The 21,296-nt window shown below is 54.3% G+C and carries 19 protein-coding genes and 2 pseudogenes; 10 read left to right on the top strand and 11 right to left on the bottom strand.

The features are described from left to right. Positions 1-46: 46 nt before the first annotated feature. The 4 genes from FHN83_RS11390 to glnA all read right to left on the bottom strand — a co-directional run bounded on the left by FHN83_RS11390 (position 47) and on the right by glnA (position 4,340). Complete coding sequence (locus FHN83_RS11390) at positions 47-157, bottom strand: YshB family small membrane protein (protein WP_072036742.1); 111 nt, start codon at positions 155-157, stop codon at positions 47-49. Positions 158-268: 111 nt separating this feature from the next. Further along, entirely contained in the window at positions 269-1,681 is a 1,413-nt protein-coding gene (gene glnG, locus FHN83_RS11385; RefSeq protein WP_139563863.1) for a nitrogen regulation protein NR(I), read from the bottom strand. A gap of 11 nt (positions 1,682-1,692) precedes the next feature. Beyond that, complete coding sequence (gene glnL, locus FHN83_RS11380; protein ID WP_139563862.1) at positions 1,693-2,742, bottom strand: nitrogen regulation protein NR(II); 1,050 nt, start codon at positions 2,740-2,742, stop codon at positions 1,693-1,695. Between the two features lie 188 nt (positions 2,743-2,930). Continuing rightward, complete coding sequence (glnA, locus tag FHN83_RS11375; protein WP_039032183.1) at positions 2,931-4,340, bottom strand: glutamate--ammonia ligase; 1,410 nt, start codon at positions 4,338-4,340, stop codon at positions 2,931-2,933. Between the two features lie 388 nt (positions 4,341-4,728). Here glnA and typA point away from each other — a divergent pair, with 388 nt between their 5' ends. From typA to fabY, 5 genes are all read left to right on the top strand, one after another. Then, positions 4,729-6,552, top strand: a complete 1,824-nt coding sequence (typA, locus tag FHN83_RS11370) for a ribosome-dependent GTPase TypA (RefSeq protein WP_039032182.1) — start codon at positions 4,729-4,731, stop codon at positions 6,550-6,552. A 130-nt stretch (positions 6,553-6,682) separates the two neighbouring features. Beyond that, positions 6,683-7,282, top strand: coding sequence for a glucose-1-phosphatase (yihX, locus tag FHN83_RS11365; RefSeq protein WP_139563861.1), 600 nt, complete (start codon positions 6,683-6,685; stop codon positions 7,280-7,282). Beyond that, a complete protein-coding gene (locus FHN83_RS11360) occupies positions 7,276-8,157 on the top strand; it encodes a virulence factor BrkB family protein (protein WP_039032180.1) in 882 nt (293 codons plus the stop codon). The genes yihX and FHN83_RS11360 overlap by 7 nt, the downstream gene beginning before the upstream one ends. Continuing rightward, positions 8,154-8,591 carry a D-aminoacyl-tRNA deacylase gene (gene dtd, locus FHN83_RS11355; protein WP_138370912.1) on the top strand — a complete coding sequence of 146 codons (438 nt, stop codon included), beginning with the start codon at positions 8,154-8,156 and terminating at the stop codon, positions 8,589-8,591. The genes FHN83_RS11360 and dtd overlap by 4 nt, the downstream gene beginning before the upstream one ends. A 44-nt stretch (positions 8,592-8,635) precedes the next feature. Next, complete coding sequence (gene fabY / locus FHN83_RS11350; RefSeq protein WP_039032178.1) at positions 8,636-9,577, top strand: fatty acid biosynthesis protein FabY; 942 nt, start codon at positions 8,636-8,638, stop codon at positions 9,575-9,577. Positions 9,578-9,640: 63 nt separating this feature from the next. On the opposite strand, the gene FHN83_RS11345 is transcribed toward fabY, so the two are convergent. Next, a complete protein-coding gene (locus tag FHN83_RS11345) occupies positions 9,641-10,201 on the bottom strand; it encodes an Ail/Lom family outer membrane beta-barrel protein (RefSeq protein ID WP_139563860.1) in 561 nt (186 codons plus the stop codon). A 172-nt stretch (positions 10,202-10,373) separates the two neighbouring features. Continuing rightward, a pseudogene (locus FHN83_RS11340) lies at positions 10,374-10,635 on the bottom strand (alpha/beta hydrolase); the annotation flags it as partial. Positions 10,636-10,835: 200 nt separating this feature from the next. On the opposite strand from FHN83_RS11340, the gene FHN83_RS11335 reads away from it, so the two are divergent. Next, positions 10,836-11,078, top strand: a complete 243-nt coding sequence (locus tag FHN83_RS11335) for a CopG family transcriptional regulator (RefSeq protein ID WP_139563859.1) — start codon at positions 10,836-10,838, stop codon at positions 11,076-11,078. Further along, a pseudogene (locus tag FHN83_RS28580) lies at positions 11,077-11,205 on the top strand (PIN domain-containing protein); the annotation flags it as partial. The gene FHN83_RS11335 and the pseudogene FHN83_RS28580, both read left to right, overlap by 2 nt. A 39-nt stretch (positions 11,206-11,244) precedes the next feature. Here the strand turns inward: FHN83_RS28580 and fdhE are convergent. The 4 genes from fdhE to fdnG are packed head-to-tail and all read right to left on the bottom strand — an operon-like array spanning position 11,245 to position 16,768. After that, complete coding sequence (fdhE, locus tag FHN83_RS11325) at positions 11,245-12,174, bottom strand: formate dehydrogenase accessory protein FdhE (protein ID WP_039032174.1); 930 nt, start codon at positions 12,172-12,174, stop codon at positions 11,245-11,247. Further along, positions 12,171-12,806: a formate dehydrogenase cytochrome b556 subunit gene (fdoI, locus tag FHN83_RS11320; RefSeq protein ID WP_039032173.1), complete on the bottom strand. Its 636-nt coding sequence runs from the start codon at positions 12,804-12,806 to the stop codon at positions 12,171-12,173. The genes fdhE and fdoI overlap by 4 nt, the downstream gene beginning before the upstream one ends. Then, a complete protein-coding gene (fdxH, locus tag FHN83_RS11315; RefSeq protein WP_039032172.1) occupies positions 12,803-13,705 on the bottom strand; it encodes a formate dehydrogenase subunit beta in 903 nt (300 codons plus the stop codon). The genes fdoI and fdxH overlap by 4 nt, the downstream gene beginning before the upstream one ends. A 12-nt stretch (positions 13,706-13,717) precedes the next feature. Next, positions 13,718-16,768, bottom strand: a complete 3,051-nt coding sequence (gene fdnG / locus FHN83_RS11310; RefSeq protein WP_139563858.1) for a formate dehydrogenase-N subunit alpha — start codon at positions 16,766-16,768, stop codon at positions 13,718-13,720. Between the two features lie 441 nt (positions 16,769-17,209). On the opposite strand from fdnG, the gene fdhD reads away from it, so the two are divergent. The 3 genes from fdhD to FHN83_RS11295 all read left to right on the top strand — a co-directional run bounded on the left by fdhD (position 17,210) and on the right by FHN83_RS11295 (position 20,021). Continuing rightward, positions 17,210-18,040, top strand: a complete 831-nt coding sequence (gene fdhD / locus FHN83_RS11305; protein WP_139563857.1) for a formate dehydrogenase accessory sulfurtransferase FdhD — start codon at positions 17,210-17,212, stop codon at positions 18,038-18,040. Between the two features lie 115 nt (positions 18,041-18,155). Further along, positions 18,156-18,368, top strand: a complete 213-nt coding sequence (locus tag FHN83_RS11300; RefSeq protein ID WP_139563856.1) for a YdgH/BhsA/McbA-like domain containing protein — start codon at positions 18,156-18,158, stop codon at positions 18,366-18,368. Positions 18,369-18,509: 141 nt separating this feature from the next. Then, a complete protein-coding gene (locus FHN83_RS11295; RefSeq protein WP_139563855.1) occupies positions 18,510-20,021 on the top strand; it encodes a glycoside hydrolase 43 family protein in 1,512 nt (503 codons plus the stop codon). Between the two features lie 30 nt (positions 20,022-20,051). Here FHN83_RS11295 and FHN83_RS11290 read toward each other — a convergent pair whose 3' ends face one another. Continuing rightward, the gene (locus FHN83_RS11290; protein WP_139563854.1) at positions 20,052-20,750 is read right to left on the bottom strand and encodes an oligogalacturonate-specific porin KdgM family protein; all 699 of its coding nucleotides are present in this window, start codon (positions 20,748-20,750) and stop codon (positions 20,052-20,054) included. Between the last annotated feature and the right edge of the window lie 546 nt (positions 20,751-21,296).

The following is a 21,296-nucleotide window of genomic DNA, read 5'->3' as shown; positions in this document are numbered from 1 at the left end:
ACCCGGCCTACAAAAGCGCGAAATGCAGGCCGGGTAAGCGAAGCATCTAACTAAACAGCCCAACCAGCGCCGCACACAATACCGCGGCAACGGCCGTTTGCGGCGTATGGCTTTCGACTGCTGCGCCAGACAACATATTCACGATTGATTCCAGCATGATGATCCCCCCGTTTTCCCGGGCGAGATCATACTTAACTCATCGGAACAGTAAAGCGCAAAATAACACCAGTTTGCGTTCGATTAACTCTCTTTACACTGCAAGAGAGCATCACTCCATCCCCAGCTCTTTTAACTTACGCGTCAGGGTATTGCGACCCCAACCAAGCAGGCGTGCTGCCTCTTGTTTATGGCCCTGAGTATGGCGCAGCGCGGTGATAAGCAGCGTGCGTTCCATCTCGGGCTGTGCCTCAGAAAGCAGGTTTTGATGACCGGAACGCAGGGCGCGATCGGCCCATTGCGCCAGCAGCGTCGCCCAGCTGTCGGGCAGGCTCTGCCCGGTGCTGCTTTCCGGAACATGGGTTTCGAAAAGCTCTGGCGGGAGATCCTGAATCAATACTTCCTGACCGGCAGCCATCACCGTCAGCCAGCGACAGGTATTCTCCAGCTGACGCACGTTGCCCGGCCAGGCCAGACGCGTCAGCGCCGCTTCGGTTTCCGGGTGCAGCAGTTTGGCTTCGACACCCAGTTCGCGGGCGGCATCCTGCAGGAAATGGCGCGCCAGACGCGGAATATCTTCACGACGCTCACGCAGCGGCGGGAGGTGAACGCGAATGACGTTCAGGCGGTGGAATAAATCTTCACGGAATTTCCCCTCCTGGACGCGCAGTTCGAGGTTCTGGTGGGTGGCGGCAATAATGCGCACATCCACTTTAACCGGCGCATAGCCGCCCACGCGGTAAAACTGTCCGTCCGCCAGCACGCGCAGCAGACGTGTCTGGACGTCGAGGGGCATATCCCCAATCTCATCCAGGAACAGCGTCCCGCCGTCGGCCTGCTCAAAGCGACCCTGACGGATGGTATTGGCCCCGGTAAAGGCGCCTTTTTCATGGCCGAACAGTTCGGACTCAATCAAATCCTTGGGGATCGCCGCCATATTCAGGGCGATAAACGGGGCTTTGGCACGCGGACTGTGGCGATGCAGGGCATGCGCGACCAGCTCCTTACCGGTACCTGACTCACCGTTAATCAATACGCTGATGGACGAGCGCGACAGGCGGCCAATGATGCGAAACACATCCTGCATTGCCGGCGCTTCGCCAATGATGTCGGTGGTGGGGCCGAAAACCGGGGCATTGCGCGGCTGCTGCTGCTCCTGATAGTGGCTAATGGCGCGCTCAACCAGCGCCACCGCTTCGTCAATATCGAACGGTTTTGGCAGATAATCGAACGCCCCCTGCTGATAGGCGCTGACGGCCGCATCCAGATCGGAGTGGGCGGTCATTATGATGACCGGAAGCATCGGATGGCGCTGCTTGATCTGTTTTAACAGCGCCAGCCCGTCCATCCCCGGCATACGGATATCGGACAGCAGCACATCCGGGGTTTTGGTGGTGAGGGCATCAAGCACCTCAGCGCCACTTTCAAACGCGGTGCAGCTTAAACCTGCTCCGGTAAGCGCCCGTTCGAGCACCCAGCGGATGGAGCTATCGTCATCAACTACCCAGACTATCCCTCGTTGCATAACCTAACCCTCTATTTCCTGATTGGCAGGTAAACCGAAAACTCGGTATGACCCGGCCAACTGGTAAATTCAATTTTGCCGGAATGCTGATCTATCAAATTACGGGCAATCGATAAGCCAAGCCCGGTCCCGCCTTCACGGCCGCTGACCATCGGGTAAAACAGCGTGTCCTGTAAATGGGAAGGGATGCCCGGACCGTTATCTTCAACGTCGATACGTGCCGCCAGGCGGTAGCGCGTGCCGTGCAGCGTCAGCTGGAACGCGGTGCGGGTGCGCAGAATAATTTCTCCGCCTTCCGCGCCTAATGCCTGCAGGGCATTGCGCACGATATTCAGCAATACCTGCTCAATCTGGTCGGGATCGTGCGGCAGTTCCGGCAGGCTGGGATCGTAATCGCGAATCAGCCTGACGTTGTCCGGCAACTCCATCGACACCAGCTTCACGACGCGCTCGGCCACTTTGTGAATGCTTTCGGTAACGTGCATGCCGGGCTGCTGCGGCCCTAACAGGCGGTCCACCAGGTTACGCAGGCGATCGGCCTGCTCAATAATAACGTTGGTGTATTCCGCCAGCGCCGGGTCGGGCAGGGCTTTGGTGAGCAGCTGTGCCGCACCGCGCAGGCCGCCAAGCGGATTTTTAATCTCATGGGCGAGGCCACGCACCAGATCGCGGGCCGCAATCTGCTGGGCATGCTGAAGCTGCTCCTGGCTCAGGCGGCGCTGGTTATCCATGGGCGCCATTTCCAGCAGAATCAGCCCTTCCGGCAGCCGCTGCGCGGTCAGGGACAGAATATGCGAGCGCCCGTCGATCACCAGCGTAACTTCGTTATCGGTAAAGCCCTGTCCTGCCTGCAGGCTCTCCTGCATCAGGCCGATGTTCAGGGAAAAATAACTCAACAGCTCGGGCAGCGGCGCGCCAAACAGTTTGCGCGAGCTTTGCGCCAGCAACTGCTGGGCCGCGGGATTGGCGTAATGCACCGCCAGCTCGTCGTCGACCAGTAATATGCTGTTGATGAGAGAATTGAGGATCTGCCCAGCATCGGGCAGCGTGCCAGTTGCCATTCAGCAGTCTCCTGGAGTCGTTTGCACCATTTTAGTGCAGTATAGCGTTTCCGCGGTAAAAAGCGCGTGAGATCAGCTTGTTGACGGTGAAAAAAGCCCATCCGAAGATGGGCTGAAAAGTTTCCACGGCAACAAAAAAACGGCTATCAATCTCGCGCGGAAAAAGGCCGCGCGACAGGGATTAATGATTAGACGCTGTAGTACAGTTCGAACTCAACCGGGTGCGGAGTCATGCGAACGCGGTCGTTCTCTTCCATACGCAGGGCGATGTAAGCGTCGATCGCTTCGTCAGTGAACACGCCGCCTGCAGTCAGGAACTCACGGTCTTTGTCCAGCTCCAGCAGGGCTTCTTCCAGAGAACCTGCAACCTGTGGGATCTCTTTCGCTTCTTCTGGCGGCAGGTCGTACAGGTTTTTGTCCATTGCTTCGCCCGGGTGGATCTTGTTCTTGATACCGTCAAGACCAGCCATCAGCAGCGCTGCGAAGCACAGGTATGGGTTAGCAGCCGGGTCCGGGAAGCGCACTTCGATACGACGCGCTTTCGGGGAAGCAACCACTGGAATACGGATAGAAGCAGAACGGTTACGGGCAGAGTACGCCAGCATAACTGGAGCTTCGTAGCCTGGGACCAGACGCTTGTAGGAGTTAGTGGTTGGGTTCGCCAGGGCGTTGATCGCTTTAGCGTGTTTGATTACGCCGCCAATGTAGTGCAGAGCCTGCTCGGACAGACCCGCATACTTGTCACCAGCGAACAGGTTAGTCCCGTTCTTGGACAGGGACATGTGGCAGTGCATACCGGAACCGTTGTCGCCAAACATTGGTTTTGGCATGAAGGTCGCGGTTTTACCGAAGCGGTGCGCAACGTTGTGAACAACGTATTTGTAGATCTGAATTTCGTCCGCTTTTTTGGTCATGGTGTTGAAACGGGTGGCGATTTCGTTCTGGCCAGCAGTTGCAACTTCATGGTGGTGCGCTTCAACAACCAGGCCCATCTCTTCCATGATCAGACACATGGTAGAACGGATGTCCTGTGAAGAGTCAACCGGTGGAACCGGGAAGTAACCGCCTTTGACTGCTGGACGGTGACCTTTGTTACCGCCTTCGTATTTGGTGGAGGAGTTCCATGCGCCTTCGATATCATCGATAGCAACGTGGGAACCGGACGTGGTCGCACCAAAACGGATGTCGTCGAACAGGAAGAACTCTGGCTCTGGCCCGAACAGAACGGTGTCTGCGATGCCGGTGGAGCGCAGGTACTCTTCAGCGCGTTTAGCGATGGAGCGTGGGTCGCGGTCGTAGCCCTGCAGGGTGCCTGGCTCGAGGATGTCGCAACGGATGATAAGGGTAGACTCTTCGAAGAACGGGTCAATGAGCGCGGTAGATGCGTCAGGCATCAGTACCATGTCGGATTCGTTGATACCTTTCCAGCCACCAATCGAGGAGCCGTCAAACATTTTGCCTTCTTCAAAGAATTCGGCATTCACCTGATGAGCAGGAATAGTGACGTGCTGTTCTTTACCTTTGGTATCGGTGAAGCGCAGATCAACAAACTTCACTTCATGTTCGTTCAGCATCGTCAAAACGTGTTCAGCGGACATACTTAACTCTCCAGATTGGTCATTGTCGTCGTGGTAACGAGGTCTTCAAATTCTGTGTAAGGCAGGCGATGTTGCCTTTTGTTGCCGTATTTTTACTAAGCGAAATCTGTGCCAACTTTTAAAACACCCCAAAAAGGCGTTATCATGCGCACCATAGTGCAAAAGGGCTGCACCAGGATGGTTTTGTTGCACCAGTATAGTGCTTCAATGTGAACATTGAGCACCATATTGGTGCAATTTACGTTAAAGTGCCCCTTTACCGCTCCGTGAAAGCGATCACAAAGCATCTCTGCGATACTTGTTTGCGGGGGATGTTTGTGATCCTGTTTTGTAGTGCGATTAATCCGTGTACAATAACGCGCTATTTCTAAATGCCTGAGGCAAAGTTGTGATCGAAAATCTGCGTAATATCGCCATCATCGCGCACGTTGACCATGGAAAAACTACCCTGGTTGATAAGCTGCTGCAGCAATCCGGTACGTTCGATGCGCGTGCCGAAACTCAAGAACGCGTGATGGACTCCAACGATTTGGAGAAAGAGCGTGGGATTACCATCCTCGCTAAAAACACCGCTATCAAATGGAATGACTACCGTATCAACATCGTTGATACCCCGGGGCACGCCGACTTCGGTGGTGAAGTTGAACGTGTAATGTCCATGGTCGATTCCGTGCTGCTGGTCGTTGACGCAATGGATGGCCCAATGCCGCAGACGCGCTTCGTAACCAAAAAGGCATTTGCCCATGGTCTGAAGCCAATCGTGGTTATCAACAAAGTTGACCGCCCTGGCGCGCGTCCTGACTGGGTTGTTGATCAGGTCTTCGACCTGTTCGTAAACCTGGACGCCACCGACGAACAGCTGGACTTCCCGATCGTTTACGCTTCTGCGCTGAACGGTATCGCAGGTCTGGACCACGAAGACATGGCTGAAGACATGACCCCGCTGTACCAGGCGATTGTTGACCGTGTTCCTGCGCCAAACGTCGATCTCGACGGTACCCTGCAGATGCAGATCTCTCAGCTCGACTACAACAACTACGTTGGTGTAATCGGCATTGGTCGTATCAAGCGCGGTAAAGTGAAGCCTAACCAGCAGGTTACTATCATCGATAGCGAAGGCAAAACCCGTAACGGTAAAGTCGGTAAAGTTCTGACTCACCTGGGTCTGGAGCGTATCGATAGCGACATCGCTGAAGCGGGCGACATCATCGCCATCACCGGTCTGGGTGAGCTGAACATCTCCGACACCATCTGCGATCCGCAGAACGTCGAAGCGCTGCCGGCCCTGTCCGTTGATGAACCAACCGTATCCATGTTCTTCAACGTCAACACCTCTCCGTTCTGTGGTAAAGAAGGTAAGTTCGTTACCTCCCGTCAGATCCTTGACCGCCTGAACAAAGAGCTGGTGCACAACGTTGCGCTGCGTGTTGAAGAAACGCCGGATGCTGACGCATTCCGTGTTTCCGGTCGTGGTGAGCTGCACCTGTCAGTTCTGATCGAAAACATGCGTCGTGAAGGTTTCGAGATGGCGGTTTCCCGTCCGAAAGTTATCTTCCGCGAAATCGACGGCCGTAAACAAGAGCCGTTCGAAAACGTAACGCTGGACGTCGAAGAGCAGCACCAGGGTTCTGTAATGCAGGCACTGGGTGAGCGTAAAGGCGACCTGAAAAACATGAATCCAGATGGCAAAGGCCGCGTACGTCTCGACTACGTGATCCCAAGCCGTGGTCTGATCGGCTTCCGTTCAGAGTTCATGACCATGACTTCCGGTACTGGTCTGCTGTACTCCACCTTCAGCCACTACGACGACGTTCGTCCGGGCGAAGTTGGCCAGCGTAACAACGGCGTTCTGATCTCCAACGGTCAGGGTAAAGCGGTTGCGTTCGCCCTGTTCAGCCTGCAGGATCGCGGTAAGCTGTTCCTGGGTCACGGTGCAGAAGTTTATGAAGGCCAGATCATCGGTATTCACAGCCGTTCTAACGACCTGACTGTAAACTGCCTGACCGGTAAGAAACTGACCAACATGCGTGCGTCCGGTACTGACGAAGCAACGGTTCTGGTTCCACCGGTTAAGATGACTCTGGAACAGGCTCTGGAATTCATCGATGACGACGAACTGGTAGAAGTGACTCCACAGTCTATCCGTATCCGTAAACGTCACCTGACTGAGAACGATCGTAAACGCGCAATGCGCGGTCCGAAAGAAGATTAATTTTCTTCTCTCCGTCCTCTGAAACCCCGCCTTCTGGCGGGGTTTTTTCTTTTCAGGGGTGCTCCGCGCCTCATAGCCAAACATCTTCTTTCCCGCTACAGTTACTTTTCACGGCGAAAAGGAGAAATACATGCTCTATATCTTTGATTTAGGAAACGTAATCGTCGATATCGACTTCAATCGTGTGCTGGGTGCATGGAGTAATTTCAGCCGCGTTCCGCTGGCCACGCTAAAGCAAAGTTTTACCATGGGCGAGGCTTTCCATCAGCATGAGCGCGGGGAGATATCCGATGAAGTCTTTGCCGAAAAGCTCTGTCAGGAGATGGAGCTTTCGCTCAGTTACGAACAATTTTCCCACGGCTGGCAGGCTATCTTTGTCGGTATCCGCCCTGACGTGATTGCCATCATGCACAAACTGCGCGAGCAGGGGCATCGGGTGGTGGTGCTCTCCAATACCAATCGTCTGCACACTACCTTCTGGCCGGAAGAGTATCCAGAAGTGAAGGCAGCAGCGGACAAGATCTATCTCTCCCAGGAGATGGGAATGCGTAAGCCGGAAGCGCGCATCTACCAGGCCGTTCTACAGGCTGAAGGATTCTCTGCCGGGGATGCCGTCTTTTTTGACGATAACGTCGATAATATAGAGGGAGCTAACCAGTTGGGTATCACGTCAATTCTGGTGACCGGAAAACAGACGATACCCGACTACTTTGCGAAGCAGTTATGCTAAAAAACGTTCATCAAAAAGCAAGCCACCACACCAGGCCGTTTCGTGCGTGGCTAAAACTTCTCTGGCACCGCATCGACGAGGACAACATGACGACGCTGGCAGGCAATCTTGCCTACGTGTCGCTGCTCTCCCTTGTGCCGCTGGTGGCTGTCATCTTTGCCCTTTTTGCCGCCTTTCCGATGTTTTCTGATGTCAGCCTGCAGCTGCGGCATTTTGTGTTTGCTAATTTCATGCCGGCAACCGGTGATGTCATCCAGAATTACATTGAGCAGTTTGTTGCTAACTCCAGCAAGATGACGGCGGTAGGTGCCTGCGGGCTTATCGTCACCGCGCTGCTGCTGATGTATGCCATTGACAGTGCGCTGAATACTATCTGGCGCAGCACCCGCGCGCGTCCGAAAGTGTATTCGTTTGCGGTTTACTGGATGATCCTGACCCTGGGGCCGCTGCTGGCCGGGGCCAGCCTGGCGATCAGCTCCTATCTGCTCTCGTTACGCTGGGCCAGCGAACTCAACAGCGTGATTGACGATGTGCTGCGTATCTTCCCGCTTCTCCTCTCGTGGCTCTCTTTCTGGCTGCTTTACAGCATTGTTCCGACGACGCGCGTGCCTAACCGGGATGCGATGACAGGGGCGCTGGTTGCCGCTCTGCTGTTTGAACTGGGCAAGAAAGGGTTCGCGCTTTACATCACCATGTTCCCCTCCTATCAGCTGATTTATGGCGTGCTGGCGGTGATCCCCATTTTATTCGTCTGGGTATACTGGACCTGGTGTATCGTCTTGCTTGGCGCGGAAATTACTGTCACTCTCGGGGTATACCGCGAGCTAAAAAAAGCAGCAGAAGCCGAAAAACAACGAGAAGCAGACCAACCATGATTGCATTGATTCAGCGCGTAACCCGTGCCAGCGTCACCGTGGAGGGGGACGTGACGGGCGAAATTGGTCCGGGACTTTTAGTCCTGTTGGGTGTCGAAAGGGATGACGACGAGCAAAAAGCCAACCGCCTGTGCGAGCGCGTGTTGGGTTACCGCATCTTCAGCGATGCGGATGGCAAAATGAACCTTAACGTCCAGCAGGCGGGTGGCAGCGTGCTGGTGGTGTCACAGTTTACGCTGGCAGCCGATACCGAGCGCGGCATGCGCCCGGGCTTCTCTAAAGGGGCTGCGCCGGATCGGGCAGAAGCGCTTTATGACTATTTTGTCGGGCGTTGCCGCCAGCAAGAGATGCATACACAGACCGGACGATTCGCTGCAGATATGCAGGTTTCGCTGGTCAATGATGGCCCTGTCACTTTCTGGCTCCAGATATGAGTGAGCTGACGGTATGGCCGCGGGTAACCAGAGAGAGTACAGCTATGTATCACCTTCGAGTACCGCAAACAGAAGAAGAGTTAGCGCTTTACTACCAGTTCCGCTGGGAGATGCTGCGTAAGCCATTACATCAGCCGAAAGGGTCGGAACGCGACGCCTGGGACGCCATGGCGCATCACCAGATGGTGATGGATGAAGAGGGCAACCTTGTCGCCGTAGGACGGCTGTATATCAATGCCGATAATGAAGCCTCTATCCGCTTTATGGCGGTGCACCCTTCCGTGCAGGATAAAGGTCTCGGCACGCTGATGGCGATGACGCTGGAGTCCGTGGCCCGTCAGGAGGGCGTGAAGCGCGTCACCTGTAGCGCGCGTGAAGACGCGGTGGAGTTCTTTGCCAAGCTGGGTTTCATTAATCAGGGCGAAATCACCGCGCCGCAAACCACCCCGATTCGTCACTTTTTGATGATCAAACCTATCGCCTCGCTGGATGATATTCTCCATCGCGCCGACTGGTGCGGTCAGCTGCAGCAGGCCTGGTATCAGCACATTCCCCTGAGTGAAAAGATGGGTGTGCGCATTCAGCAGTATACCGGGCAGAAATTTATCACCACCATGCCGGAAATCGGCAACCAGAATCCGCACCACACGCTGTTTGCCGGCAGCCTGTTCTCGCTGGCCACGCTTACCGGCTGGGGGCTTATCTGGCTGATGCTGCGTGAGCGCCACCTTGGCGGCACCATCATTCTGGCCGACGCCCATATCCGCTACAGTCGTCCCATCACCGGTAAACCGAGTGCCGTGGCTGATTTAGGCTCCCTGAGCGGCGATCTCGATCGCCTGGCGCGCGGTCGCAAAGCCCGCGTGCAGATGCTGGTGGAGCTGTTCGGCGACGAGACCTCAGGCGCGGTGTTTGAAGGAACCTATATCGTGCTGCCCGCGAAGCCGTTTGGCGCCTATGAAGAGGGCGGGAACGAGGAAGAGTAATATCCAGCGTTGAGAGTTACCCAGGTGAAACGGGTAACTCTCGTTTAAAGCCAGCCCGCTGGTTTAAAAACGGTAGCCCATGCCGACGTTGAAACCATTTATTGCTTTGTTGCGATCCAGATTTGCTTTCGTGCCTTCATAGCCGAGATTAATAGAGAGCGCGTTGAACGGGTTCATTACCATTCCGACGCCCCACGCAAAAGACGCTGATTTTTCAGAAATACCGTTATGGTTCACTTCATTATTACCGTAAGTCATCCAGCGAGTATTTCCGGTTGCCTTCACCCAGGCTGTGCCGCCAACGGCATAGAAAGAGACGTAATCATTTAAACGATACGCCGGGCCTGCCAGCAAAGAGTAATAATTCAGATCTATATCATTATGAACAATATCGCTGCCCGTTAAATATGCCTGCTTAGCGTGCGCTTTCATCCAGGAGAACGAGCCAAGCAGGCTAAATGGTGAGCTGAATTCATAGCGGTACTGGGCATTTACGCCGTTCAGGTTGTCAAAGCCGTGCACTTCGCTGTGCGCAAAACCAACAGAAAAAGTGTGATTATTTGCCAGTGCCATACTGCTGGTGAGGGAGGCTGTCAGTAAAATCGCCAGAGAAAATTTATTCATTGATATAATCCATTAATCAAAGAAGTTAGATAATTAACAATAATGGTGGGAGGGGAATGTGATGATTATTCTTCCTTTATCACATTGCTTTGGGCGATTTATTCTGCTGTGCAGATTTTGGCGGTGCAAACTTTAATTACTTTATCGTCATTATGGTTATTCTTAATTTATTCCCCTTACTGACAAAACACCCGCCGTGATAATAGATAATGGCGGGCAGCCTTTCAGGTGCGTTGAGCGGCGAAAAAAATGCGAAAAGTGATTCCGTCGAGCTCCTGCGTTGTTGCCTGAACACGAGTTTCACTCTCCCCGGCAAGCACCGTACTGGCAACGTAGCCTGCTCTCCGGTCATCAATACTCTGGCTACGCGAAGAGGGTTTCCCTGCGGCGATAAACTCCTGAACCAGTTGATCAATACCTTTTTCCAGTGCCATGAGTGCTTTCCTTTACCTGTATGAATAAACAGTTTTATAGCCTGGTTTTATGCAGATGATAACAGAGGATTTTGGTGGGGATTTAAATCTGGAAAGCGGCTCGCAAAAGCGCGCGCTGCCTCAATAATTCGCTTTAACCACAAATTAATAACGTGTATTTTGCCTGAAAATTAACCGTTGACGAGATGCTGGGATGATATATGACTCTATTGGCGAAACTTGAAATGGGCAGAATACTGATCGATTTGTCGGATAACGTCATTCAGCGACTCGATAACCTCAAACAACTGCGAAACCAGCCTCGCGCTGAGTTGCTACGAGAAGCAATAGAGCAGTATCTCGACCAGCAAAGTTCTTCAGTTATTCGTGATGCGCTGGGTCTTTGGGGTAATGAGCAAGAAGACGGGCTTGAGTACGAGCGTAAACTGCGTGATGAGTGGTGAGCATGGAATGAAACTGCCGGATGCCATCATTCTGGCTACAGCTCAAAGCAGAAATTGCCCATTAATCTCACGAAATACAAAAGATTTCGCCGGGATAGCAGGGGTCGTTTCGCCTTATCAACTGTAGGCCGGGCAAGCCTGCGCCGCCCGGCACGATTACAGGAAATTACTCCCCTTCACCCGGGAACAGGAACGGGTTGATAGAGCTGCGGGCAAAGCCTTCCTGCTCCATTTTTGCGTCCAGAATCAGCGTGGCGAGATCGTCGGCGACGGCCTCCACCTTCGGGTCTTTTTCCTGATAAAGAATCTTCAGGTAGGTGCCGCAATCGCCGCAGCTTTCGGCTTTCACCGCAGACTGTTCGTTTTCCAGCGACCAGTAGTGCAGGTCGCGGGTCTGCTCGCAGTTGCTGCATTTGATGCGCACCACGTGCCACTCGGTTTCACACAGGTTGCAGTGCAGATAGCGCAGGCCCTGGGTGGTACCGATTTGCACCATGCTCGACACCGGCATCGAACCGCACACCGGGCAGAACTGACGCGCTTCGCCGTACTCAGCACGAGCTTTTCCGGGGATCAGGCTGGCCATTTGCGCCCAGTAGAGCGACAGCGCCGCCCAGATGAACGGGGCCTTGTCGCTGCTGACGGAGGCAAAATCTGAGGCAAACAGCGCGCTCGCCATCAGCTCCAGCTCCTGCTCAGAGGCTTTTTCGAGGTTCTCGATCACCGCCAGCGCCGGGCCGCTCATCTCTGGCTTCAGCTCGGCAATCAGGGAGTGCAGTAGCTTGTGCCAGTGTTTATCGCGCGGCAGAACGTGGATATCCAGCGGCGGTTTGCCCTGCGCGTTCGCCTCTTTGATGCGCGCGGTCAGGTCCATCTGCAGCGGATGGTCGTACAGCACCACTTCCTGGGCGTGGGCGATCAGCGCCGCAAAGCGCAGATAGTCGCCGAGTGGGTTGCTCTCAGCCAGCTCGCGCAGGCGTTCCGCGCGGCGGTTGTAGAGGTTTTTAAGTCTGGGGAACAGTAACGGCGGAATCACTTCCGCCGTGCGTTTCTCGCTCGAACCCAGCTCATCTTGCGGGATTATGCGAATACTCATTCAGATGGCTTTTCCTGTTTCTGGCGGACTTCCCGGTACCAGCGTGGGTGATGTTTCTTCGCCCACGTCTTGGTTACCCAGCCTTCCACCATCGCGGTAATGGTGCCTTTCACCCAGAGGGCGGCGTAAATATGCACCATGATAACCACAATTAACGCCACTGCTGCAAATGAATGCAGCATTAACGCAAATCGGATCACCGGGATTGAGAAAGCAGGTGCGAAATACGGACGCCAGATGATCACGCCACTCACCAGCAGCAGTACCAGGAAGATAATCGCCGCCCAGAATACGCATTTCTGGCCGAAGTTATAGCGCCCGGTATCACCCACTTCCTCGTTGACGACGATCTTACGAATATTCTTCGCCCAAAAGATATCATCCCGATTGATTAGGTTGTGGTGCCAGTAGCGGAAAAACATGATGATGAATGAAGCGAACATCACCACCCCGACGAACGGGTGCAGGATGCGCGCCAGCTGCGGCGTACCCAGGATCTGCATCAACCAGTTGAAGGAGGGGAAGAAGAACCCCAGTCCGCTTATCGCCGCCAGCATGAAGCAGAAGGCGGTGACCCAGTGGTTGATACGTTCCGGCGCCGTGTAGCGCACGATGGTGTCACGTCTTTTCATTTGCGCACCTCGTCTTTCTCTTCATGCAGGTTGTCTTCATCCTCGTCTGCACGGTTCGGACCGACACCGACATAGTGGAAGATGCTGGCAGCGAAGGTTGCCGCAAAGCCAACGGCGGCCAGAGGTTTCCAGATGCCTTTCCAGAATTTAACCGTGGCGCTGATTTCCGGGTTCTCCGGCAGGCCGTGATAGAGATTCGGCTTGTCGGCGTGGTGCAGCACGTACATCACGTGCGTACCGCCAACACCGGCCGGATCGTACAGGCCTGCGTTGTCGTAACCACGGGTTTTCAGCTCGGCTACGCGCTCGCCCGCCAGCGTTTTCATATCCTCTTTGGAGCCAAAGTGGATAGCGCCGGTTGGGCAGGTCTTCACGCAGGCCGGCTCCTGGCCGACGTTCACGCGGTCGACGCACAGCGTACATTTGTAGACGCGGTTGTCTTCCGGGTTCAGTCGCGGCACGTCAAACGGACAGCCGGCGATGCAGTAGCCGCAGCCAATGCATTGCTCAGACTGGAAGTCGACGATACCGTTGGCATACTGAATGATAGCGCCTTCAGACGGACAGGCCTTCAGGCAGCCCGGATCGGCGCAGTGCATACAGCCATCCTTGCGGATCAGCCATTCCAGTTTGTCGTTCTGCTCCACTTCCGAGAAGCGCATTACCGTCCAGGATTTGGCGGTCAGATCGGCAGGGTTATCGTAAACCCCGACGTTGTGACCCACTTCATCACGCAGATCGTTCCACTCCGAACAGGCCACCTGACAGGCTTTACAGCCGATACAGGTGGTCACGTCGATAAGCTTCGCCACTTCCTGCTGGTGGTCCCGCGCCTGAGGCGCGGGGGTAAGACCGTTAGTCGCGGAACGACGAATAATGTCTTGCGATTGATAAGCCATAAGTCGTCTCCGTTACACCTTTTCCACGTTCACGAGGAAGGCCTTAAACTCCGGCGTCTGCGTGTTCGCATCGCCGACGAAAGGCGTCAGGGTGTTGGCAATAAACCCTTTCTTCGCCACCCCTTCGTAACCCCAGTGGATCGGGATACCGATGGTATCCACCTGCTGTCCGTGAACGTTCAGGGTACGAATACGCTTGGTCACCACCGCTTTGGCCTTGATATAGCCGCGGTTGGAGGAGACCTTCACGGTATCGCCCTGAACGATGCCAAGCTTGTTCGCCAGCTTCTCGCCGATCTCCACGAACTGTTCCGGCTGCGCGATAGCGTTGAGCAGCGCGTGCTTGGTCCAGTAGTGGAAGTGCTCGGTCAGACGGTAGGTGGTGCCCACGTACGGGAACTTGTCCTTTTTACCCAGCGCTTCAAGATCGCCCTTAAAGATACGGGCTGCCGGGTTAGAGATCACGTTCGGGTGCAGCGGGTTAGTGCCCAGTGGCGTCTCAAACGGCTCGTAGTGTTCCGGGAACGGCCCTTCCGCCATCTTATCGATGGCAAACAGGCGGCCCATCCCTTCCGGCTGCATGATAAACGGCCCGACATCGCTGCCCGGTGCGGCGGCGCTGTAGTCCGGAATATCCACGCCGCCCCACTTCGCGCCGTCCCACTTCAGCAGCTGACGCTTCGGATCCCACGGCTTGCCCTGTGGGTCTGCGGAGGCACGGTTATAGAGAATGCGGCGGTTCAGCGGCCACGCCCATGCCCAGCCCAGCGTATTGCCGAGGCCCGACGGGTCGGCGTTATCGCGGTTGGCCATCTGGTTGCCTTTCGGCGTCCAGCTACCGGCGAAGATCCAGCAGCCGCTGGAGGTGGTGCCGTCATCGCGCAGGTGGGCGAAGGTGTTGAGCTGATCGCCTTTCTTCGCCAGCACGGTGCCGGTGGCCGGGTCGATCACGTCCGCCAGCGCCTTGCCGTTGCTCTCCATCGCCACTTCTTCTGGCTGCGGATTTTCCGGCGTCGCGTAGTTCCAGGTCATGTTCAGCACCGGCTCCGGATTAGCGCCGCCTTCAGCCGCGTACATCTTACGCATACGCAAGAAGATACCGGCCAGGATCTCGCCGTCGTTCATGGCGATACCCGGGGCGTCCGCACCTTTCCAGTGCCACTGTAGCCAGCGACCGGAGTTAACGATAGAGCCGTTCTCTTCCGCGAAGCAGGTGGAGGGCAGACGGAACACTTCGGTCTGAATCTTCGACGGATCAACGTCGTTCGACTCGCCGTGGTTCTGCCAGAAGGTCGAGGTTTCGGTGTTGAGCGGGTCAATGGTCACCAGGAACTTCAGCTTCGACAGCGACGCCACAACCTTGTTCTTGTTCGGGAACGAGGCCACCGGGTTAAAGCCCTGGCACAGATAGCCGTTGACCTTGCCCTGGTTCATCATCTCGAAGTACTGCAGGACGTCGTAACCCTTGTCCCACTTCGGCAACCAGTCAAAGCCCCAGCTGTTCTCGGCTGTGGCTTTATCCCCATAGAAAGCCTTCATCATCGAGACGAAGAATTTCGGGTAGTTGCTCCAGTAGTTAACCTGGCCTTCCAGCAGCGGCTTAGGCGTGCTGGCCGTCAGGTAGGTCTGAAGATCGGTCTGTTTCTCGCTCGGCAGGTTCATATAGCCCGGCAGGCTTTGCGACAGCAGGCCGAGGTCGGTCAGGCCCTGAATGTTGGAGTGACCGCGCAGGGCGTTAACGCCGCCGCCTGCCATCCCCATGTTGCCGAGCAGCAGCTGCACCATCGCCATGGTACGGATGTTCTGCGCGCCGACGGAGTGCTGCGTCCAGCCCAGGGCATAGAGGAACGACGCGGTTTTGTCGTGAGCGCTGGTTTCGGCGATGTACTCGCACACCTTCAGGAAGTCGGCCTTCGGCGTACCACAGATGGTCTCGACCATCTCCGGCGTATAGCGGGAGACGTGCGTTTTCAGCAGGTTCCACACGCAGCGCGGATGTTGCAGGGTGGTATCGCGTTTCGCAAAGCCGTTTTCATCCAGCTCGTAGTTCCAGCTGGTTCTGTCGTACTTGCGTGCCTGCGCGTCATAGCCGCTGAAAAGGCCGTCGTCGAAGCTGTAATCCTCACGCACGATCAGGCTGGCGTTGGTGTAGGCCTCGGTGTATTCACGGTTATATTTTTCGTTAGTCAGCAGGTACAGCAATACCCCTGACAGGAAGGTAATGTCAGTACCGGAACGAATTGGAGCATAGAAGTCGGCAACCGACGCCGTACGCGTGAAACGCGGATCGACGACAATCAGCTTCGCGCCATTGTGGATTTTGGCTTCCATCGCCCAGCGGAACCCCACCGGATGCGCTTCTGCCGCGTTCCCACCCATCACAACGATGAGGTTGGCGTTTTTCATGTCGACCCAGTGGTTGGTCATCGCACCGCGACCAAATGTTGGAGCAAGACTTGCTACCGTTGGTCCGTGTCAGACACGCGCCTGGTTGTCGACCGCGAGCATACCGAGTGCGCGCGTGAATTTCTGCGTTAAATAGCCGGTTTCGTTACTGGAGGCAGACGCACACAGCATGCCGGTGGAGAGCCAGCGGTTGACGGTGGTGCCTTCGGCGTTTTGCGCTATAAAGTTAGCATCGCGGTCTTGCTTCATGAGCTTAGCAATGCGATCGAACGCCTCTTCCCAGCTAATTTGCTGCCATTTGTCGGAGCCAGGAGCGCGATATTCCGGGAATTTCAGACGACTTTCCGAGTGGATGAAGTCCACCAGACCTGCCCCTTTCGGGCACAGCGCGCCGCGGTTAACCGGGTGATCCGGGTCGCCTTCGATATGGAAAATAAATGCTTTGGCGTTTTTCGCACCGTCGCCGAGGCTATACATTAACAGCCCACAACCGACGGAGCAGTACGTACAGGTATTACGGGTTTCGCGGGTGCGCAGCAGTTTGTACTGCCGTGTTTCCGCCAGCGCGACGCCGGGCGCAAAGCCCAGTGCTGCTGCCGTGGTGCCTGCCATACCGCCAGCGCAGATCTTAAAGAACTGCCTTCTGCTGACCTGCATGGGTCACTCCTTGTTTCGACATTGCCACCTTTTACAGGGCGTGTCGCAGGTGCGTTTTGCTGCTTACCTGCAACGCGCATTATTCAGGTGCATATAGTTTTACTTTACGGTTACAAAATAACCGGAAAGGGATGGGATCTTTTATTCCCTCAATTCCGCGAGGGATATGGCTCAGAATACCACATTGTCGGTAGGCTTGTTTGAATGGAGTTAAAACAACGTGAACGAAATCTAAGCGTGCTAATTTAAAAATGTGAACTAAATCACTTTATTAACCCTGCGTGTTACAAGGCTGTAGCAACCCGCGCGAGGGGCTCCCCCACAGGGAGTAACGCCGCCTGACAGTTGCTCTACTGAAAAATTGATCCATCTCCGGCGCGAAGTCCCGCTATTTATGGTGCAATAGCGCCCTTACTTGCGAAGTTGCCCAGGAATGAAGTCGTGTCAAAAGAGAACCGAGATACCCCCTCCCAGCCCGTCGGCGTTGTGACCTGTGAGGTGCGCAGACCCCCGCAGCTCAACCAGCCCGTTGCGGACTGGCTGGCGCAGGAAGTGCCCGTGGCGCTGGTTTATAACGGTATCTCGCACGTCGTGATGATGGCTTCGCCAAAAGATCTGCCCCTGTTTGCCCTCGGTTTTTCCCTCTCGGAAGGGATTATCGACCACCCGCAGGAGATCTACGGGATGGATGTGGTCCCGGTCTGCAACGGCATGGAAGTGCAAATCGAGCTCTCTAGCCGACGCTTTATGGCCCTCAAGGAGCGCCGCCGCGCGCTGGCCGGGCGGACCGGCTGCGGTGTTTGCGGTGTGGAGCAGTTGAACGACATCGGCAAACCCATCTCGCCGCTGCCCTTCACCCAGACCTTTACCCTGACCAACCTCAATATTGCGCTGCAAAATCTTAACTCGGTACAGCCGGTAGGGAACCTGAGCGGGTGTACCCACGCCGCCGCCTGGGTACTACCGTCGGGCGAAATTGCGGGCGGGCATGAAGATGTCGGACGCCACGTGGCGCTGGATAAGCTGCTGGGCCGTCGGGCTGGCGAAAGCGCCGTCTGGCAGCAGGGGGCCGCGCTGGTCTCCAGCCGGGCAAGCTATGAGATGGTGCAAAAAGCGGCGATGTGCGGCGTGGAGATCCTGTTTGCGGTATCCGCAGCCACCACCCTGGCGGTTGAGGTGGCCGAGCGCTGCAACCTGACGTTGGTGGGTTTCTGTAAGCCAGGAAAAGCCACGGTATATACCCATCCGCAACGCCTGATTATTGATCAGTAATTTTGAATGATATTAGCAAATCCTTCCGCTATCAGTTGTCGGTGATGAGGCCTATTATTTATCACATCAAGGCAAAACGCCTTACAACAAACAACTTATCGCAAGGGTTTCTATCATGAAAAACATCAAAAATTTTGTCGCTGTTATCGCTCTGGCTACTTCTTTCGGTTCTTTCGCTGCTCAGTCTGTCACCGCATCTGCCAGCACCATTGACGGCGCAGAAGCGAAAATTGCCGCTCAGGCTCAGCAGGCTGGCGCATCGTCTTACACTATTACTCAGGCTTTCACCGGTAACCGTGTGCACATGACCGCTGAACTGAGCAAATAAGCACAAAGCATCTGTCGAAAGAGCGCCCCAGGGGCGCTTTTTTTGTGTCTAAATCATGGTTAATCCATTGTTTAGTAATGTTATTTTTTGATGGTCTGAAAATTGCAGCGCAGGGAAGATTAACTAACATAAGGTTCCGATATGCCGCTGCTCTACCAAAATCCGATTATTCATGCCGATTTTGCCGACCCTGATGTCATTCGACAGGGGGACGACTTCTGGATGGTGACGTCCAGTTTTCATCTGTTGCCTGGTTTACCGCTGCTCCATTCACGCGATCTCATTCACTGGAGAATCGTCAACCACATTGTAAAAAGACTCCAGTCGCCTGAATACGATGCCCCCCAGCCGGGCAAAGGCGTCTGGGCTCCGGCGATCCGCTTTCATAACAGCCGTTATTGGGTGTTTTACAGTCTACCGGATGAAGGGATCTATGTTTCACATGCTGATGATCCGCTGGGTGAGTGGAGTGAACCTTATTGCCTTAAAGCGGCCCCGGGCTGGATAGATCCCTGTCCGTTCTGGGACGATGATGGCCGCGCATGGCTGATCCATGCATTTGCTTTCAGCCGCAGCGGCGTGAAAAACAAGCTGCAGCTTTTCGAAATGTCACCCGATGCGACCAGGCTGCTCGACGATGGTCGCATTATTTTTGATGGCACACCCTCGCTTCCTACCCTGGAAGGGCCGAAGCTGTATAAGCGTAACGGCGAGTACTGGATATTTGCACCGGCAGGCGGCGTGAAACGTGGCTGGCAGACGGTGCTACGTGCTGCCACCCTGGAGGGACCATGGGAAAGTCGTGATGTGCTGCATCAGGGAAATAGTGCCGTTAACGGTCCGCATCAGGGTGCCTGGATCGAACTGGAAAATGGCGAAAACTGGTTTTTCCACTTTCAGGATAAGGGGGTCTACGGGCGCATTATTCACCTTCAGCCGCTGCGCTGGATGAGCGACGGTTGGCCACAGATTGGGGAATGTCTTGATGGCATGCATAAAGGGCAGCCCGTCGGTGTTCATCTGGTGCCTCAGCTTCCGCTGTCACCCTGTTCGCTACAAACCAGTGATGATTTTGCTAACGGGCAGCCTGGGCTACAGTGGCAGTGGCAGGCGAACCCCCAAAAGGAGTGGTTAACCGAGGGGGAGAAAGGTCTGCATTTAACCTGTACCTCGTCAGAAAACAATCACGCTATTTATCATCTTCCACAGCTTTTATTGCAAAACTTCCCGGCCGAACGTTTTTCGGTGCGAACTCCCCTGTCGCTTGAGTTTTGTCATGATATGGAGGAGGGCGGGCTGGTGGTATACGGTCAGCGCTTTGCTGCCCTGCGTGCCGTGAATGGCAAAACAGGGGCGCAACTTTGTCTGGATCACGGCTGGATAGACGATAAAGGCGAGCTGAATTCGACGTCTATACCCATCGTCGATATGTTTGATGAAAAGCAGGTTGTGCTTGGTTTACGGGTTGATTATGACGGCATCGTGCATTTCGGCTATCAACTGCCAGGCGCGGAATGGAATGAAGTCGCCCCACAATTTTCAGCAGCGGCAGGGAAATGGATTGGTGCCAGGATGGGCATTTACGCCCGCGGTCAGAACAGCGATCGCCCTGGCTACGTGCGCTTTTCCCGCTTTACGGTGGCTATGCGTTGAAACAGGGGCAGCATTGCTGCCCCAAAATATTTAGTCCAGGTAATAGCGAATACCGAGGCGGAAGCGAACCTGATCGTCATGGTTCTGATCCTGATCCAGCCAGGCGATTTCCGCATAAGGTAGCCAGTGTTTATCCATGCGATAGCGGGCAACAATACTCGGCTCCCAGTGGGTTTTTTGGCCGTTGGCAGCATTAAAATCATTGGTATTAACGAAAAATTCCGGGTTGAGTTGTAACCATAATTTCTCGGTTGCCTGATAGTTCATAAATAAATCGAACTGGTGGCTGTCGTTATAATCCATCTCACCTTTAAAATCGCGTTCTTTATGGGTCATATGGTTATAACGATAACGACCGCTGAAGCTTAACTGTTTGCTGAACTTATAATCCAGACTGATATATGGAGCCAGTTTAGTTCCGTTTGAATCAATATCCGTCAAGCCGCCAGGTGTCACGGACCATTTTTCATTTAATGGTAAGGGGTACCAGCCCTCAAATTCCTGAAAGGTGCTTTTCATTTGATCAAAGTCCTGGCCTAAATCGTACATAGCGGAGGCTAAAACGCCTGCACCATTATCAAAAATATGCCCAAGACCGACTTTATATTGATTCTTTTCTGAGGCGGTTGTATGGGCATATCGATTATCAATCCAGGTAGCGGCTGCCAGCGTGTTCAGTGAAAAACAGGCAAGCGGAAATCCAAGCACTAACGCATGTGACTTTTTCATTTTTATTCCTGTCGTTATTTAAAATAGGGTAATGCTCTGAATAAATAGCAAGGAGCATGCCAGGAAATTATTTCTATTGTTTATAGGGGGTTATGGCTGACAGTTAGACACTTTATAAATAAAGTCGCGATTTTCATTTTTTTTAGACGCAATACAAACACTCTTTGAGAATGTCATCACATTTAATTGAGACAATGAGTTTTTTAGCCACAGCAGAAACTGGTCAAAAATATAATTAACCAGGCGACGCGTTTCATTAATCTGAGAACCTAAAATATGGCTGATGAGATGGACATTTGGCAGAGCATAGAGAAGTGAAGATGCTACTGGTGGTTCTGGCTTAGTGACAGCCGGTATTGATAAATATGGCGCCGTAGCGCAGGAAAAAGTGTCGATGTTTTCTATTGAAATAAGATCCGGTAAGAAGTTGATACGGGAGCTGATGTGATCGATACGAAGAGGAAGGTAAACCTGATGAAACTTCTCAGGCTGATTTGAAAAGCAAGCGGCTTGTCAGGTCATTTTCACTCCAGATAATTAGCCCCT

It is taken from the genome of Leclercia adecarboxylata, assembly GCF_006171285.1.
Taxonomy (GTDB): Bacteria; Pseudomonadota; Gammaproteobacteria; order Enterobacterales; family Enterobacteriaceae; genus Enterobacter; species Enterobacter barmai.
This window is presented reverse-complemented; position numbering and strand designations above follow the sequence as displayed.